Raw genomic sequence first — 18,235 nt, 5'->3', positions numbered from 1 at the left:
CGGATGAAATTGAAATTTTTAATAGCGCTTCTTTTAATGACTGGTTTCTTATCAGAAACAGGATGGGCACAGCACAGTGCCTATGATACGCCCGTATCTTCCTATAATAAAAAACCTGCCCGGTCTGATGCGCAGAAAAAAACTTCAGCCGATCAGCCGGCAAATACTGCGCCTGTTGTGGATACCACACAAATGAATTTACCCGTGGAAGTGGTGGAGGACTCACTGACCGGCGGCTTGTTTGGCACTGCCTCAAAATCGCTGCGCAAGGACAATATCCTTGAAGATGATATGTCTGACAGTACGGCAACGCCGCTGCCTTACACGGCCCTGTATGCCTCTGATGCGCTTTACAGGGTAAGGGTATGGCGTACCATTGATGCAAGAACAAAGAAAAATGCCCGCTACTTTTTTAATAAGGCAATTGACGGGGAAGATAATTCACGGTTGATCAATATTATGCTTAAAGCGATAAGGGAAGACAGTGTGCAGGCGTTCAGCAACATTGACGATCGTTTTACCACACCCATCAGCTATGAGGAAGTGATGGCTACTTTTGGAGGTGGAAAAGATACTTCTGCCAAATATGATATGGAAGGTAATATTGTAGGATACCAGGTACGGAACCGGGAAGTATCCGGCGACTCCATTTACAAATTCAGGATTAAAGAAGAATGGGTGTTTAACAAGAGGGATGGCAAAACCTATATCCGTATTCTGGGAATAGCACCGCTTTCTTCCTATACCACTTCAGACGGATATACGGTGGCAAACAGCGAACATGCCTTGTTCTGGATCTATTATCCGGATTTAAGAAAAACACTGGTACGAAATAACATTGTAAACCCGCTTGATATGGGTGGCCGGATCACCTGGGAGGAAGTATTTGAGAACCGGTTGTTTGATAGTAAGGTTACCAAGTCATCTTTGGATGCGGAGAACGGATTTAATGAAAACCCGCTTACAGACGCTCATGCAATGGAAATTCAGCAGCAACTGAATAATTTAAGCAGACGTATGTGGGGCAAATAAATATAAGATATGAAAATAAAATACATTCTTCTTTCAGTCGGGTTTGCCGGTGCCTGTTTTTTTGCAAGTGCCCAGGATCATAAAAAAAAGGATTATGTCAGCCGGAAAAGCGACATTGGAATTACCGCGGGCGCTCTGGGATATGCAGGCCGGTATAGCATAGAAACGCCTTTGGGTACACACACTTCTTACGCAGTGTCTGCGTTTTATGATCATAATATTATTTTACCTTCCCAGCTGTATGTAAGAGGAGAACTGCTTTTTGGACAAATGAAGGGTGATAATCTGGATCGCAATACTGCGGCGGCAAAAGGGTCATTTAAGACCAATATCTTTGAAGCAACAGCCAAAGCCCAATATGATTTTTTAAATGACGCTGTAACCAAATGGTCGCCCTATGTTATTGCAGGAGTAGGAGGGTACCGGCTGTTTAACTATACAGCCACCAATGGTTCTAAAAGTGCTTCAGACGAACTGGGCTTTGTGCTTCCTGTCGGGGGCGGCGTCAAATACAAGGTCAGCAACCGGGGCCGGTTGTTTCTGGAGGGCAATGTACGGTTCCTGTCCAAAAACCTTGACAATCATACAGGGGAAAATGTAAATAATCCCAATAAATATTACTCGCTGGCGCTTGGTTTCTCTTATTCCTTACAGAAGACCAACCAGCTCTGGTAAATAATTTCCGGGGCATCCCATAAAAAAACCGGGTTACATGCCCGGCTTTTTTATAAGGATTTCAGTATTATTTTTTTACAACCAGTGTGCCTGCTAATTTATCATGCAGCGCCTGTCTTTTATCATCCCACAATACCATCAGGTATCCTATCAGCAGAATGAGCCCGGACAGCACCTTGGCAAAATAGCGGCCGGTAGCGTTCAGAAAAGAAATCCGCTGGCCGTTCATATCGGTTACTTTTAACCGCAGCGCCATTTTTCCCAGGGTAGCCTGTTTTTCGCTGGATTCCATCAATGCAAAATAGAGCCAGGAAATGGCTATGGATACTAAAAGGAATGATGAATACATAGCCCAGAAACCTTCGCTTACAGCACCTGTTGCCGGATCTATTGAGCGCATAGTAGCCCCCAATCCTAAAACGGAGGCAATAATGTTTGTAGGGATTCCTACAACAATAGCATCAATAATATAAGCGCCTAACCGTTCCCAGAAACTACCGTACTGAGCAGGTAATAACGGTTCGTTGAACAGATCAGAATCGCTCTGCCCCGGAAAACCTGCCTGGCTACCGGAATAACCGTAGTTTGGATCACTCATAAGTTTACAATTTTAAAGTTTAGATAATCGGGTTTTATAAGAATATACCTTTAAAGATATAAATAATTTCAGGAGGCTCAAATAAAAGCATTGAATTTAAATTTTTTGAAATACAAGCTCCTTGAGATCTCATCCGGAAGCGGAAGGGCAGTAAATCTCCGGTGACAGTAACCCCTTTCCGCTTTACAGGATTGCGTTACAGTAAAACAGCCGGGGTATTCAATGCAGGAAATCTTTTATTAAAAGCGGGCCATTGCGGGATAGCGGGCGAAGCCTGATGGGTCACTGATGATGGCTGTACCCTTGTTGCGCAGTTGCTGGTCGGCATAGCCAAAAACCGTTTTCAATAAAGCCGTTTTTCTAAAGGAAAGGTTGGTTCGTATTTTTTCCTCTTCATTAGCAACATACAGGAACATTGCATCAATAGCGCGCCCTGCAATAAACTGGTTCAGGTCCGGCTCCAGCTTTTTGCTCAGGAAAGGAACGGCATTGTAAGCCCTGGCAATGGTTTGATAATCTTTATCGGCACCGCTGGTTTTTACCGTATTATCCACAATAGGGCGGAACCGCGTCATGAGGTCCGGGCTCATCTGCGTTTTAAAATAATCGGTAGCAGCATGGTGATTATTGGTCAGCAGCAGGGAAGCGGCGTCTGTAATGCTCATGTTCTTTACAGCATTCAGAAAAACCGGCTTAGCCTCCAGCACAGCCTGTCCCATAGCATTGGTAAATTTTGAGGTCATCTGATTAACAACAGACGAGAGGCCCAGGTCCCGCAGCGTTTTTTCAATTTTGGCGGCGTCACCGGGAAAAGCAAAGCGTACTAACGGATTGCCCTGATTGGGGTTGGCAAAAGCATCGAACCCGCTGAAAAGGCCCTGTGTTAAGGCTTCCCGCAATCCCGCGGCCATTTGCAGCTGTGATAAGCCGCCCCCTACGGATTGTAGCGTGTCGCAACCGGAAAAAAACAGGGAGGCAGCAAGGACTATTGAAAAGAATAAACGTTTTATCATGTAAAAATTTTAAATAAATTATAAATATAAAGTAATCAGCGATCGATCAATTCCGATAGCGATCGGTCTTCAGGGCTGAACCTAATTTAACCGAGGATCAATAGGAGCGTTGATGATCAGCTGGTAATCGCCACCCAAATGCTGCAGAATGCTTTTCCAGAGCTCTCTTTCATTATTGTTGAAAACAAAGTTGCGGGTGGCCTTTGTTACAATCCAGGTCTTTTGTTCCATTTCCATATCAAGCTGGCCTCCATCCCAACCGCTGTAGCCAAGGAAGAAGCGTACTTTGGCTGCTTCAATTTTACCATCGGCCATTAGCGCGACCAGTGTATGAAAATCGCCCCCCCAGTAAATGCCGTCCGTAACCTCCTTTCCCCGGGGATTTCCTCCGGATACTGGTGCAGAAAATGAATGCTGTCCAACCCAACCGGCCCGCCCTCATATACGGGAAAATCCTGTCCCTCCATTTCGGGGATCAGGTCGCCGATTGTCTGGCCGGTTTTCCGGTTCATTACAAAGCCCAGGCTGCCTTCTGCGTCATGTTCACATAAAAAAACAACGGTTCTTACAAAGTTTGGATCGTCTAAATGCGGGTTGGCTATTAAAAAAGTTCCATTTGCAGGTTCCATAACTCAAATATATAACTAAAATAATTGCTCCTATAAAAGCAAGTTAAATATAAAGTTAAGAAGGAATGCGTTTTTACGGTTGGCCGGCTATGGTTATATTTGCTATACTTAGTCTGAAATTTTTTTGTGAAAAAGCTATTTGTACTGATAACTGTTTTAATTACCCTGTCTCTTTTAGGCATTATTTTGTTACAGGTTTCCTGGCTAAAGAATAATGTCATTCTGAGGGAAGACCAGGTGCGTCAGAAGATTGATAACGCCATCAAATCCGTAGCACTTGAATTGATCCAGTATAAAGCTCAGTATGCCACACCGTATTCCGGCTTCTACGACAATAATCTCCTGCTTTTTAACAGGGGATTACATGAAATGAGCAGATTAAATACCCTGTTTGCAAAAATGAACCAGGATTCGCTTTATAAAAAGATCCGGCGTTCGTTTAATAATTCGGGGCTGGAAGAGCTGAACTTTGAATTTGCATTGATCCTGAACACTTCCATGCCAAAAGACCCGGTGGAAACGCAATCGCCGGGATACAAACAGGCAAGCCAGGATACCATACACAATTATTCACCCGGGTTGGCATTGATCGCCGTTCCCAGCGGCTCTACATTTGAAAACCTGTCTCAGGATGAGTCTTTGAGCGTTATAGCGCTTAATTATAAGAAGATCGTTATGAAATCACTGACAGGGAGCATCCTGCTGGCCATTCTGTTTACCTTAGTGATCATAGCGGCCTTTTTCGTTACCGTTTATACCATGCTGCGTCAGAAGAAGCTGGGTGAAATAAAGAATGATTTTATCAATAATATGACGCACGAATTTAAAACACCTATTGCCACCATATCCCTTGCAGTAGATGCCCTGAAGAATGAAAAAGTGCTGTCTGATAAAACAAAAATGTCCTATTTCAGCGGGATTATAAAGGAAGAGAACCAGCGGATGAACAAACAGGTAGAGGCCATTTTAAAAGCGTCTCAGTTTGAAAAGCAGGAAGTGGAGCTGGATAAGGGCCCGCTGCATGTTCATGAAATAATAAAGCTGATCGTTGATAAATTTTTGTTGCAGTTGCAGGAAAAGAACGGGAAGGCAGAACTAAGCCTGAACGCATCCAATGACCTGATAAGAGCAGATGAAGTGCATTTTACCAATCTTGTAAATAACCTGGTAGATAATGCCGTAAAGTACTCTAAGGATCATGTGCCTATACTTTTAAAAATAACTTCGCAAAATATCAATGGCCGGCTCATACTGCGGTTTGAAGATAATGGCATTGGCATGAGCAAAGAAACCCAGAAACGGGTGTTTGAAAAATTCTATCGTGCCCATACCGGGAACCTGCATAATGTAAAAGGTTTCGGGCTGGGATTGAACTATGTAAAATCTGTAACCCAGTCTCATGGAGGATCTATTAAGGTAGAAAGCACCCTGGGCAAAGGAAGTACTTTTGTTCTGGAATTTCCGCTGGATACGGGAGATAAAGGCTGAGTTACGGCATCACAGGAGATTTATTCTGATAAAAAATAACTGACCGGATGGTTATAAAAAAAATTTTTCCGCTTTTGATATTCATGCTGATCGGGTGCGGTGGTCGTGATTCCTCAGCAACAAAGGATGGTTCCGGCAATTCGGTCTATGCTTATTCACCGGACGCTACTATTGATTCTACTGTAAAACCCGGGATCAGCATGGAAAAGCTGGAAGGCACCTATACGGGAATGCTGCCTTGTGCGAGTTGTGAAGGGATCGAAACTTCGATTACCCTGTACAGGGATCATTCATTTCTGATGAAAGAGTTTTATAAAGGTACACAGCCCCTCGACTCTTTTATCAATAAAGGTAAATACGAAGTAAAAGACAACCGGTTGTACCTGAAACTGGATGGTGCGGGCGTGGAGCGCCCCATCATCTATACCATCAGCCCTAATTCATTAACACAGCTGGATATGAATGGCAACCCCATTAACAGCGATGTGGCGGATCATTATATATTGATGAAGAACTGAATAATAGTTGCCGGCGGGCTATCCGGTAGTTTATGGATGGCATATGATCAGGAGCGCTCCTCATGAACAGGATGCCATATGCTGCTGAAATCACCAATAATGGCAACCCCGTTTTTATAATCAAGCCGGTCCATTCTTAGGAGCCGGATATCTTCTTTTCTTACTTTCCGGTACATGGGGTGCATGGTGCCTCCCGTTACTCCGGCCGGCTTATCCGGATCATATTGATACATGGCATCCACCAGAGTGCCTCTCGGATACATGATGCCAGGAACGCCTTTTCCCCGGTAATCTATATCCGACGGGTGCTCCAGTCCCAGGGTATGTCCGTACTCATGTGCCGCAGTAGTAGAGCCGGGGTATAAGTTTTCCAGTTTAAAATAGCCGGTATTACATCCCAGGCCATCTACAAAAGAAATATTTCCGTGCACATACTCCTCAATCCTGAAATAATTGTTAAGAGGGCTGTCGTTAGCCAGTATTTCTTCCGGGGCTATTTGCGGCATACAGGCTGCTGTTATCTTAAACTGCACCCTGTACTCCTTTCTTTTTACAAGCACGGCGCCTTCCGGCTCATTCCACATAGTTTCTATTTCATTCCTTATCTGTTCAGTAATAGCAGCAGTTGCAGCATTACCATAAGTGATAATATGTGACGAAATAAGCAGGGTATCCTTATCAAGTTCTATGGTTCCCATACAATGAAGTTAGCTGTTTTTTCAAAGAGTTAGTAGGAGGACCGAGAGATGAAAGGGTTAGAAGTGAATAGTGAAAAATGAAAGCCTGTATCCGGAAACAAGTATCCAGCATCAACCATACAGATACTTACAGCAGATAAGCTATCGATCATGAACTATGAACCATAAACCAGTGGGCCGCAGGGAAATGTAAAATAAGAAATAAGAAATTTTAAATGTAAAAGGAACGTCAAGTGTGGAAATACAGAAAGAATTGGGGAATCTGAAGCCCGGAAGATATAAACTAACTTATAGGTTTGATATGCAAAGCCTGCTGAACTATTACAAAGGGATTTTCACAAATTCTGCCTTTGAGCGACTTACTGGTATTAACCAGCGGCAATTACAACATTATTCAACCAGACACCGTAAGCCACGACCTGCTGCTAAGAAAAAGATTGAGGATGCCTTACATACATTAGGATCCGAACGGATGGCTGCAGAACTGAAATTTGATTGACATTAAAAAATAGCCTCAGTTCCCCCGCCTGGGTGGGGGGTCCGCTTAGAAGCAGGAACCCATCCCGCAAAACGAAAAATAACTTCCATAATCAGTATCCGGCAATAACAATACCGGTACTTACAGCAGATAAACTATCGACCGTGACTATGGACCATGGACTATTGAAAGCATTCCCAAACCCGCTAAAATTTACGTAGGTTTGTTTTATGACAAAGAAAGAGCGGTATGATTTTGTAATTCATTATTTCGAGGAGCATATGCCCGATGCGGAAACAGAACTGGTCTATGATAATCCTTACCAGCTACTGGTGGCAGTGATCCTTTCTGCCCAGTGTACAGATAAGAGGGTAAACATGACCACTCCATTCATTTTTGAAAAATATCCTGATATACGTGCTTTAAGCAAGGCCGCATTTAATGAGCTGTTCCCTCTTATTAAAAGTATTTCCTATCCTAATAATAAAACAAAACATTTGATCGGGATGGCACAAAAAGTGGTAACTGATTTTAACGGGAAGATTCCAATGACAGTGCCGGAACTGATCACCTTACCCGGCGTGGGCCGGAAAACAGCCAATGTTATTACCTCTGTTATTGACCAGCAGCCGAATATGGCTGTTGACACGCATGTTTTCAGAGTTAGTAAACGCCTGGGCCTTGTACCGCAGAAATTAACAACACCATTAGCGGTAGAAAAAGAGCTGGTAAAAAATTTAAAACCTGAACTCATTCATAAAGCACATCACTGGTTAATCCTGCACGGCCGTTATGTTTGTCTTGCAAGAAATCCCAAATGCTGGGAGTGCGGTCTGCAGCAGGTATGTATTTATTTTCAGAATCTGCTGAATAAAAAATAAAATAAGGTTTATTTTTTTACAGGAGATAATATTTCCTCTATTTTAACGTTTAAGTATTGATAATTTGGCAAACAGCAATATTTGTTTGCTACCTGTAAACAGGTGTTTGGATTACAGGCAGTATGTGCAAGGTCAAATCATAGCTTTATAGATTTGAAAAAATCATATTTAATTTAAGCTTGTTATGTCTTAAATGATTAGTGCTATTTATTTGAAAACATATTAGAATTTTTGTAAGGGTTTAACAGGTGCTTTCATGGTTTTTTTCAGATAGCATCTGGCTGGTACCTGTTGGGTATCAGCAAAAGGGGTATGGAAGAAGTAAGGTGTTGCCATACCTTCCGCAGATAACTCTTGCAGGTTTCCGGCGCAGCTTTCCGGAATGTTATTGCTTTGCATGTTTAACATAAAATGGAGTATGGAAATGTATTATATTATAAAGCCGGTTGTGTGATGTTTGCAAAAACGTTTTTGCAAATGCCCTGTTGATCTCTAAATCAATTTTTAGTATATATGAGAATTTGTAATCTGTTGCCTGCTGTAACGCCTGGTTGCTGTAAGAGCGTGAGAAGTTGCTTTTTTGCCTTTCTTCTGGCATTATTCTTTATCCCTGTGGTGCAGGGCCGTAATTTGCCTGCTGTTGCTTTTCTGCAAACGAAAACAACAATAACAGGCAAGGTCACTAATGAAAAAGGAGAGCCGCTGCCGAATGTAACTGTACAGGAAAAGGGAACAACGGTTGCTGCCACTACCGATGAAAAGGGCGCGTTTAGTATTAATGTTTCAAATTCCAAGGGCACCCTGGTTTTCAGTTCAGTTGGTTATACTGATAAGGAAATGCCCCTGAATAACCGTACGGATCTGGGCACTATTGTATTGCAGGCATCAGCAGCTTCCAGTCTGGATGAAGTGGTAGTAGTGGGCTATGGCACTCAAAAGAAAAAAGAGATCACTTCAGCAATTGCAAGTGTAAAAGCGGAGGACTTTAACAAAGGTGGGGTGGTGAACCCGCTGGATCTTATTCAGGGTAAAGTAGCAGGATTAACTATTAATCAGACGCAGGGCAGTAACCCCAATGCAGCTACTTCTATCCAGCTAAGAGGTATTACCACATTAAAAGGCAGCGTGCCGCCGTTGATTGTAGTTGACGGAATTCCCGGGGGCAATCTGGACCTGATCCAGCAGAATGACATTGAATCGATGGACATCTTAAAAGACGGTTCTGCTGCCGCAATTTATGGTACAAGGGCCAATGGCGGTGTGATCCTGATCACCACAAAAAAAGGAAAATCCGGAGACCCGACCTTTGAATTCGGAAGCTACGTGCAAAGGGAGTTTGTAGATAAACGGCCGCATTCGTTGAGCGCGGCACAGTTCCGGGATCTGATCAAACAGGGAAAGATCTCCGACCAGTACGATTTTGGCGGCAATGCAGACCTGTATGATGCACTGATCAATAAAAACAATCTGAGCCAGTATTATACGCTGGCAGCATCCGGCGGTACTGCAAAAGCAAACTACCGCGGCTCTGTTTATTCAAATACATTAGAAGGGATCGCAAAAGATAATGACCGCAAAGAATTTGGAGGCCGTATTAATTTTAATCAAACAGGGTTAAAAGACCGGTTGACATTACAAATGAATATTGCCACCAATATCAATAAGGCAAATCTTATGGGAGGCGGAGCCGCCGACTGGGAGCCGGACAAGCCGGATGCCCTCAGCAATTTTGAGCAGGCAGTGCAATGGAACCCGACAGCTTCCTTATACCAGCCGGATGGATCCTTCACACAATTGGAAGGATTTAATATGTTTAACCCTTTATCAAGACTGGCATATCGTACAATGGAACGGGATCAGCAGACCTTTTCCGGGGATGCCAAAGTAACGGTAAAAATTGTAAAAGGACTGTCTGGCTCCGTTTTCGGATCCTATCAGCGGAATATGTACACAGACCGCTATTTCCGGTCCTCGCAGGACTGGGATCAACGGCCTCAAAGCCAGTATAAGGGAATGTCTTATGCATCAAAGTCGAACTGGCTGGATTGGTCCAAAACCCTGGAAGGAACATTGAATTATAACACCACGTTTGCGGATAGGCATAAAATTGAAGCCCTGGCCGGGTACAGTTATCAGTACTCAACTTTTGAATACAATTACCTTACCAATAACGGTTTTTCAACAGATGCCTACCAGGACTGGAACATGGGCGCCGGATCTGCAATCAACAATACCGACCTGCCAAGACCCGGGCTGGGCAGTCATAAAGAAGACAACACCCTGGTTGCATTTTTCGGCAGGGTGAATTATTCATTTGACAACAAATATTTTTTACAGGGTATTTTACGGCACGAAGGATCATCCCGTTTTGGAGCAAATAATAAATGGGGAAATTTCCCGGCTGTTTCGGCCGGCTGGACGATATCCAACGAGGATTTTATGAAAGCCATACCTGCCATCAGTAATTTAAAATTAAGAGTAGGTTATGGAGTTACAGGGAACCAGGGGATTGATAACTATCAGTCCTTATATACATTGTCTACCGGGGGCGTATATCCGCAGGACGGTATGTACTTTCAAACCTATGGCCCGGAACGGAATGTGAACCCCAATCTGAAATGGGAGAAAAAAGCAGAACTGAACTTTGGTCTGGATTATGGACTGCTGAATAACCGCATCAATGGTTCGCTGGATGTTTACAGCCGTAAAACATCAGACCTGCTTTATCAGTACAATGTGCCCCAGCCACCATTTACCCAGCCGGATATGTGGTCAAATGTGGGCGCTGTATCCAGTAAGGGAGTAGAGCTGATGATCAGCGCGCTGGCTCTGGATAAAAAAGATTTTAAATGGAACGTAACGTTTACCGGTAGTTCCAATTTTAACAGGCTTACCAGGCTTTCCAATGATCAGTTTAAAGCCAATTATCTTGAATTTGGCGGCTTGCCTTCCCCGGGTAATTTAGGAAATGCGATCCGGATTAAAGAAGGAAGTATGATCGGGGACTTTTATGGAAAACGCTTTGCCGGATTTACTTCAGATGGGGAGTGGCAGTTTTATAAAGCAGACGGAAGTATTGGCGGAACGGCGGATATGAATGCCGGTGATCTTACAGTGATCGGCAATGGAGTGCCCAAGTATATGGCTGCTTTAAGTAATCGTTTTTCTTATAAGGGATTTGACCTGACCATCTTTTTCAGAGGAAAATTCAAATTTGATATTCTGAATACACCGGATCTCTATTTCGGAAATAAAAAATGGCTGCCCAATAATGTGCTGGAATCGGCTATTGGCAAATATAACGGCATTAATGATGATCCCCAGTATTCGGATTACTACCTGGAAAAGGGCGATTTTGTAAAGCTGGATAATGTAACTCTGGGCTATAATTTCAGGTTTAAAACAGATTGGGTAAAAAGACTGTATATCTACGCAACCGGCAGGAACCTGGCCACATTTACAAAGTATTCGGGACTGGATCCGGAGCTGGAAGACACCGGGTTTACCACCGGGATCGATAACCGGGGCTTTTATCCACGTACCCGTTCATGGACACTGGGTTTAAATATCAGCTTTTAATTCATAAGGGTGTTTTTTTAAATGAGCTTAAAATGAAAAATAAATATAACATAACAATTCAGGGAATAACTGCCAGTTTCATCATCATGGTATTTTTACTGATGAACGGATGCACCAAGCTCGATGAAACTACATACAGCAGTGTGCAGATGAATCAGTTTTACAAAAACCGCAGGGATGTGCTGGAAGCAGTGTTGCGCCCTTATACGCACATGCAGGCATGGATGGCTCCTACAGGGCAAAATGGATATTATTATAACTCAGAATTAGCAGCAGACCAGCTGGCCTGGCCGCAAAAAGGCGTAAATGGTTATGATGGTGGTGATCATATACGATTGCATTATCACACTTGGACGGCAGATGAGAACCGGATGCTGGATTGCTGGAAGCTGATCTGGACGGGTATCGGCTTTGTAAATTCAGCATTGGAAGATGTTTCACAATTGGACACTGCTGCAGTCGGCATGTCTCAAAGAGAGCTGACAGGGGCTGTTTCAGAGCTGCACGTATTACGTGCTTTTCATTATATGAAGGCAATGGATCTGTGGGGGAATGTGCCTGTTGCAACCACGGTTCCCAAAGGTGGGCAGATCGAAAACCCTTCAACAAAACCCAGGGATAGTATTTTTGCCTTTGTACAGTCGGAGCTGGAGCAGTATGTGCCCACGCTTTTGCCCTACTCAAATGATCTGATTGGCCGTGTTTCCCAGGCTGCCGGTTATGCCATGCTGGCCGAATTGTACCTGAATGCTGAAAAATGGATCGGGAAGCCAATGTGGGATCAATGCATTGCTGCCTGTGATAAAATTATTTCCGGGCAGGCAGGCGGTATAAACGGAGGACCGAAATTGTCGCCGAATTTAGATGCATGTTTTGGGAACCTCAACAGTCTTTCGCCGGAGCCGCTGTTTCAGGTAGCGTTTAGTCGGAAAGGAGGATTTACGTTTGACTGGTCCGGTTTTTTCAGCGGGTATGATTATATGGAGCCCGCACTGGGGATCGATTTTTCAGGGTGGAACGCGTTTGTTGTGATCCCATCAGCCTTTAATGCATATGCGGAAAATGACCTGCGCAAGAAAGACTGGTTTTTGTTTGGCCCCCAATATAACCTTGCCACCAATGAGCCCATTCTTGGCTCTTTCGAATATAAAGGCAAACCGATTGTATTTGTAAATTCTATCCGGAAAGAAAGCCAGGGTGATCATACCAGCGAAGGCAGTATGACCGAGGGGGAAGAAAACAGCGGGGCGCGCTTTAATAAATATAAACCGGGATATAGCATGGACATACCGGCCAAAGGCCTTAAAAAGGATGATAATTACCGGGAGAACCAATACATTCTTTATCGGTTGACCGAAATTTATTTTGATAAGGCAGAAGCATTGATGCGCAAAAACGGAGGAAAAGCTACGCAGGAGGCAGTAGACCTGATCAATGCTTCCAGGAAAAGAGCCTTTAAGGAAGCTGACTGGGCAAAGGCACAATTCAATGTTTCCAATTTTACATTGGATTCACTGCTGGCAGAAAGAGGGCGTGAATTTATTTTTGAAGGAAAAAGGAGGGAAGACCTTATCCGGTTTGGTAGGTTTACTACAGCTACGTGGTGGGATCATAAACCCACTAATGACCATAACAGGGAATTGTTTGCAATACCCAACGTACAACTGGGAGCTAATCCTAACCTGAAACAGAATCCGGGCTACTAGAGCCGTTTAATAATTTAAGGAATAAAGTAAAAAGGCGTATGCAATCTTGTATGCGCCTTTTTGGGTTTTAAAAAATATTTTTTTAGCAAACAGATTTGCTTACTTTTAATGCGTATTTGCTTTGTTGCAAAAAGGATTTTGTAGGATTGTTTGCCCGGCTGCATGCCGAAGCTTGACCTGTTTCCTACAGGAAACCGATATGAAAATCAATTTTTATTTATATGAGAAATCTAAACCTGTTGCCTATGCGCACTACGTTATACCGTTTGCGTTTCAGGCATTTTATGTTTACTGCTTTACTGGGGTGTTGTTTATACCCGGGCATGAAGGGGATAGCAGCCCCGGTTGTTTATCTGCAGCAGCAGGCTACGGTAACCGGTGTGGTAACCAATGATAAAGGAGAACCTTTAGCCGGCGTTACTGTAGAGATGAAAGGCTCGCAAACCGCTGTGATAACGGACGAGGCCGGTAGGTTCAGCATTCATCTTCCCAACAGCAATGCCACCCTGGTATTTTCTTATGTGGGGTATGCCAATTACGAACAGGCAGTTAACGGGCGTACAGATATTGGCACTGTTATTTTAAAAACGACCACAGCTTCCAGTCTTGATGAGGTAGTAGTGATTGGCTATGGTACGGCAAGAAAATCTGATTTGACGGGAGCTATATCTGTTCTGAAATCAGATAAATTGATGGATGCTCCGGTGCCGAACGTTACTCAGGCCCTGCAGGGAAAAGTGCCGGGTGTGGATGTGAGCATCAATAATAATGCGCCTGGTGCAGGTGCCAAAGTGCGTGTGCGCGGATTGGGATCAATAAATTCGTCGTTAGATCCAACCTATGTGGTGGATGGAGTAATTGGAGTTGATCCCAATAGCATCAATCCAAATGATATCGCTTCAATGGAGGTGCTGAAAGACGCATCTGCTACTGCTATTTACGGGTCTCGTGGTGCTAACGGAGTTATTATGATCACCACAAAGCGTGGCCGCAAAGGCCCCACACAGGTTTCTTATGAAGGAAATGTAAATGTAGGCCAGCTTTACAGGCATTTGCCTGCGCTGAATGCTACGGAATTTGTTAAAATGTATAATGAAGCCTACGCAAATTCTGCAAAATGGAACAATGGGGTTGCTGTAGCTCCTCCCAAAGCGCTGAATCATCAGAATTTTCCGTTATTATTTGATGAAAATGATAACCCTATTTATAATACCAATTGGGAAAAGGAAGTGTATAAGCCTGCAACGTCTACAAGTCATCAGCTGAATTTTCAGGGAGGAAGCGACAAAACGCTCTTTAGTTTGTCGATGGGATATCTGGACCAAAACGGTATTATGATCAACTCCTGGTTTAAGCGCTATTCTGCCCGTTTTACATTGGATAATGAAGTAAATAAATGGTTGAAAGTAGGAGGTAGCATTGCATTTTCCAAAGGCTTACAACGCATGGTATCTGATGGAAATGGAGGATTGAATGTACCAAGAATGGTGACGGAGGCGCTTCCGATCTTACCGGTAAAATATCCTGATGGAACCTGGTCCGGTAATAGCGATATTGATGGTATGGAAGGAGGCGCTACCCCGGTACATATTGCTAATGACCGGTATTCATTGAATAACAATATCCAGGTTCAGGGAAACACTTATCTGTTGTTTAAACTTACAAAGGATCTGGAGTTTAAATCGGATTTCGGATATAATGTAAATACCCAAAAGAATAATTTCTTCTCATCTAATGATCTTCATAATCTTTCGCAGGATCAGGGCGGTGTAGCCAATATCCGGTCCTCGCAGTTTGTTTACTGGCAATCTGAAAATTATCTGACATGGAATAAACAGTTTGATAATGGGCATAGGATGACAGCAATGTTGGGAGCTTCATGGCAAAAAACGAATACGGAAACGGTGTTTGCAGAAACACAAAACTTTATAGATAATTATTTCCAGTGGTATAATTTGGGTGCTGGTTCGGTAAGAAACGCTATAACTTCAGGAACCGGAGATTATGCCATGAATTCTTATTATGCGCGCGTCATGTATAACATTAATGATAAGTATATGTTTACTGCAACAGGACGTGCTGATGGATCTTCCAGGTTTGGTAAAAATAATAAATACGCATTCTTCCCATCTGTCGGTGCCGCGTGGAGAGTTTCGAATGAGGATTTTATGAAAAACAATTCAGCAATTAGTGACTTAAAGATCCGGGCAAGCTATGGCGGTACCGGTAACCAGGAGATTGGCAGCTATATGTCAATCCCTCAGATCTCATCCTCAACAACTGTTCTGGCTGGTGCAAATCAATCTACCTTGCTGCCCAGCTATCTGGGAAATCCGGATCTGAAATGGGAAACAAGCTGGCAGGCTGATGCAGGTCTGGAATTGGGACTGTGGAATAACAGAGTTTATCTTACAGCTGATTTTTACAACAGAACCACTAAAGATCTGCTATTGCAGACCCCTGTTGCGTGGAGTGCGGGGCTCCAGCAAAATTATGTTTACAGAAATGTGGGCTCTGTAAGAAACACAGGTCTTGAAATCGGGTTAAGCACAGAAAATATTAAAACAGAAAATTTTAAATGGACCACCAATTTCATTTTTGCCACCAATAAAAACAGGATTCTTAAACTAAACGATGGGAATGCGGATATATTTCCCGGCCCTAACTTTTTAGGGCAAACCAATATTTTACGGGTGGGAGAAGCTATAGGATCATTTTGGGGGAGAACCCGGTTAGGAACTTATAGTACCGATGAAGCAGATCTGGCAGCTTCTCAGGGACTACTACCGGGTGACCGCAAATACCTGCTTGATGAAAACGGTAAAGAAGTATATAGCATTATCGGACGGTCTGTACCAAAATGGACGGGCACCTTCTCCAGCACATTGAACTATAAAAATTTTGATTTTTCTTTCGATATCCGTTTTGTGCAGGGTGTTAATACGGCAGCAACGTTCAAGCATTCAACAGAAGATCGTCAAACCATTGCAAACAGCCTGGCCACTGTGCTGGATGGGTGGACTCCCGATCATCAGAATACCATGATCTCCCAGGTACGCCCTTATAAGTGGGCGCAGGATTCCAAATTTGATACCTGGTGGGTAGAGGATGGTTCTTATATCCGCGGTCAGAACTTTATTCTGGGATATTCCATTCCAAAAGCAACAATTGACCGTTGGCGGATTCAGAAGTTGAGGATCTATGCAAGCGTTCAGAACCTGTTTATAAGCACTAAGTATACCGGTTATGATCCTGAAGTGGATACTTATAACAGCTCTTTTGGCAATAACTCAAATTTTTCGCAAAACCTGGATTTCTTCTCCTATCCCCGCCCACGGGTTTGGAATCTGGGAGTTAGTCTTGTATTTTAAAAATCAAAGTTTCAGAATATGAAAAAGTATATATATATTCTTAGTGCTTTTGTAGGACTGATAACAACGTCCTGCACCAAATTCCTGGAAGAAAAGCCCACAGGTTTTATTACACCTGATGCAGAACTGTCAAGTTTTAAAGTGGCGCGCGCTTTTGCAGATGGATGCTATCAAAACCTAAAAGATGCTGTTTTGGGAAATCAACCTTCTTCTTACGGCGGAAATACATGGAACCTGATGGAATTTATGACGGGCAAGACCGGTAGTGATCTCGGGCAAACAGGGTACACCACCTTTCAAAAGCTCACATTTACAGACGAGGCATTTTATGTAGATACCTGGTGGCAAAATTTATACAAGGGTATTGGCGCCTGTAATGAAGCTATTACGGCAATACCTTCTATTAATGCCAGTGATTTATCCGATGAGCAAAAAACAAATATGCTGGCAGAGGCGCATGCCATGAGAGCATTATATTACTTTTATTTAGTGCGTTTATATGGAGCTGTTCCGGAAATTACTGAAGTGCCAAAGGATTTAAATTCTTTGAAGCCTTCCCGGGCTGCCGCAAAAGAGATCTATGATGATATCATTATACCGGATCTGTTAACAGCAGAAAAATCAACATTGCCCTGGAAAGATGCAGACGGACGGATCTCTATGGGAGCGGTAAAATCTGTCTTGGCAGATGTGTACTTAACGTATGCCGGTGCGGCCATCAATGGAGGAAATCAGTATTATGCAGAATCGGCTAAGCGCTCCCTGGACGTGATCAATAAAGGTGGATATTCTCTGTTTACAGAGTATACTGATATGATTGATCCTGCCAATAAGAATACAAAGGAGTTTATTTTCCAGGTACAATATGCAGCTTCTGTAAACGTTAATAACCCTCTGACGCCGCTCACAATTCCAAACTATAGCGGAATCTCTCTTTATTCAGATGAATACGGTTCTGTTTATCCTACAGACCAGTTCATAGCTTCTTTTCCGGCAGGAGATAAAAGGGTAAAAGAACGTCAGTTTATTTACAGGAGTTATCCCAACGCAAAAACAGGGGCAACAGTTACTTTTGCACATCCATACATTTATAAATGGTTTGATGTAAATGCAATTACCAATACGTTAAAGGCGGACCTGAACTATTCGTTATATCGCTATGCAGATGTGTTGCTAATGTACGCAGAGGCGTCTAACCGTGCAGAAGGGGCTCCAAATGCAGTTGCGCAGAAGGCGTTGAATGATATTCGTAAGCGGGCGGAACTGGCTCCGTTTACCAATACGAATACAGATGCTTTTGAAAAAGAAGTTTGGCTGGAACGGTATTTTGAACTCTGTTTTGAGAACAAGATGTGGTTCGATATGATACGTACCCGTAAAATTCATAATGATGTTACCGGCAACTGGGACAATTTTGTAGGGCATAAAACAGTATTTGGCTCAACATATACTGAAAAGCAATTATTATTTCCCATTCCCAAACAGGAAACAGACATCAATCCGAACCTGTTACCCAATAATACAGGCTTCTAAAGATAATGTGTATCTCTGTAAAAGTTAAGCGGCTGT

Annotated in this window: 13 protein-coding genes and 1 pseudogene; 10 read left to right on the top strand and 4 right to left on the bottom strand. The window is 43.2% G+C overall.

Annotated elements, in window-relative coordinates:
- Positions 1-3 precede the first annotated feature (3 nt).
- Entirely contained in the window at positions 4-1,032 is a 1,029-nt protein-coding gene (gene porN, locus A8C56_RS15620; protein ID WP_067757950.1) for a type IX secretion system ring subunit PorN/GldN, read from the top strand.
- 9 nt (positions 1,033-1,041) lie between these two features.
- A complete protein-coding gene (locus A8C56_RS15615; RefSeq protein ID WP_067757947.1) occupies positions 1,042-1,707 on the top strand; it encodes an outer membrane protein in 666 nt (221 codons plus the stop codon).
- A 67-nt stretch (positions 1,708-1,774) separates the two neighbouring features.
- On the opposite strand, the gene A8C56_RS15610 is transcribed toward A8C56_RS15615, so the two are convergent.
- From A8C56_RS15610 to A8C56_RS15600, 3 genes and pseudogenes are all read right to left on the bottom strand, one after another.
- Positions 1,775-2,305, bottom strand: coding sequence for an RDD family protein (locus A8C56_RS15610; protein WP_084490239.1), 531 nt, complete (start codon positions 2,303-2,305; stop codon positions 1,775-1,777).
- Between the two features lie 239 nt (positions 2,306-2,544).
- A complete protein-coding gene (locus A8C56_RS15605; protein ID WP_067757945.1) occupies positions 2,545-3,318 on the bottom strand; it encodes a DUF4197 domain-containing protein in 774 nt (257 codons plus the stop codon).
- Between the two features lie 81 nt (positions 3,319-3,399).
- Positions 3,400-3,947 (bottom strand): annotated as a pseudogene (locus A8C56_RS15600) (YqgE/AlgH family protein).
- Between the two features lie 126 nt (positions 3,948-4,073).
- Here A8C56_RS15600 and A8C56_RS15595 point away from each other — a divergent pair.
- Positions 4,074-5,435: a sensor histidine kinase gene (locus A8C56_RS15595; RefSeq protein WP_067757942.1), complete on the top strand. Its 1,362-nt coding sequence runs from the start codon at positions 4,074-4,076 to the stop codon at positions 5,433-5,435.
- A gap of 47 nt (positions 5,436-5,482) precedes the next feature.
- Positions 5,483-5,953: a copper resistance protein NlpE gene (locus A8C56_RS15590; protein ID WP_084490238.1), complete on the top strand. Its 471-nt coding sequence runs from the start codon at positions 5,483-5,485 to the stop codon at positions 5,951-5,953.
- Between the two features lie 47 nt (positions 5,954-6,000).
- Here A8C56_RS15590 and A8C56_RS15585 read toward each other — a convergent pair whose 3' ends face one another.
- Positions 6,001-6,651, bottom strand: a complete 651-nt coding sequence (locus A8C56_RS15585; RefSeq protein ID WP_067757936.1) for a M10 family metallopeptidase domain-containing protein — start codon at positions 6,649-6,651, stop codon at positions 6,001-6,003.
- Positions 6,652-6,886: 235 nt separating this feature from the next.
- On the opposite strand from A8C56_RS15585, the gene A8C56_RS15580 reads away from it, so the two are divergent.
- The 6 genes from A8C56_RS15580 (at position 6,887) to A8C56_RS15550 (ending at position 18,199) form a co-directional block, all read left to right on the top strand.
- Positions 6,887-7,150, top strand: a complete 264-nt coding sequence (locus A8C56_RS15580; RefSeq protein WP_157098005.1) for a hypothetical protein — start codon at positions 6,887-6,889, stop codon at positions 7,148-7,150.
- 209 nt (positions 7,151-7,359) lie between these two features.
- Positions 7,360-8,010, top strand: a complete 651-nt coding sequence (nth, locus tag A8C56_RS15575; protein WP_067757929.1) for an endonuclease III — start codon at positions 7,360-7,362, stop codon at positions 8,008-8,010.
- A 513-nt stretch (positions 8,011-8,523) separates the two neighbouring features.
- Complete coding sequence (locus A8C56_RS15565) at positions 8,524-11,589, top strand: SusC/RagA family TonB-linked outer membrane protein (RefSeq protein ID WP_084490237.1); 3,066 nt, start codon at positions 8,524-8,526, stop codon at positions 11,587-11,589.
- Between the two features lie 32 nt (positions 11,590-11,621).
- Positions 11,622-13,295, top strand: a complete 1,674-nt coding sequence (locus A8C56_RS15560) for a RagB/SusD family nutrient uptake outer membrane protein (RefSeq protein ID WP_067762136.1) — start codon at positions 11,622-11,624, stop codon at positions 13,293-13,295.
- 221 nt (positions 13,296-13,516) lie between these two features.
- Positions 13,517-16,666: a SusC/RagA family TonB-linked outer membrane protein gene (locus tag A8C56_RS15555; protein ID WP_245645521.1), complete on the top strand. Its 3,150-nt coding sequence runs from the start codon at positions 13,517-13,519 to the stop codon at positions 16,664-16,666.
- 18 nt (positions 16,667-16,684) lie between these two features.
- Positions 16,685-18,199: a RagB/SusD family nutrient uptake outer membrane protein gene (locus A8C56_RS15550; protein WP_067757923.1), complete on the top strand. Its 1,515-nt coding sequence runs from the start codon at positions 16,685-16,687 to the stop codon at positions 18,197-18,199.
- Positions 18,200-18,235: the final 36 nt, after the last annotated feature.

The sequence above is a fragment of the Niabella ginsenosidivorans genome (assembly GCF_001654455.1).
In the GTDB taxonomy this organism is placed as follows: Bacteria; Bacteroidota; Bacteroidia; order Chitinophagales; family Chitinophagaceae; genus Niabella; species Niabella ginsenosidivorans.
This window is presented reverse-complemented; position numbering and strand designations above follow the sequence as displayed.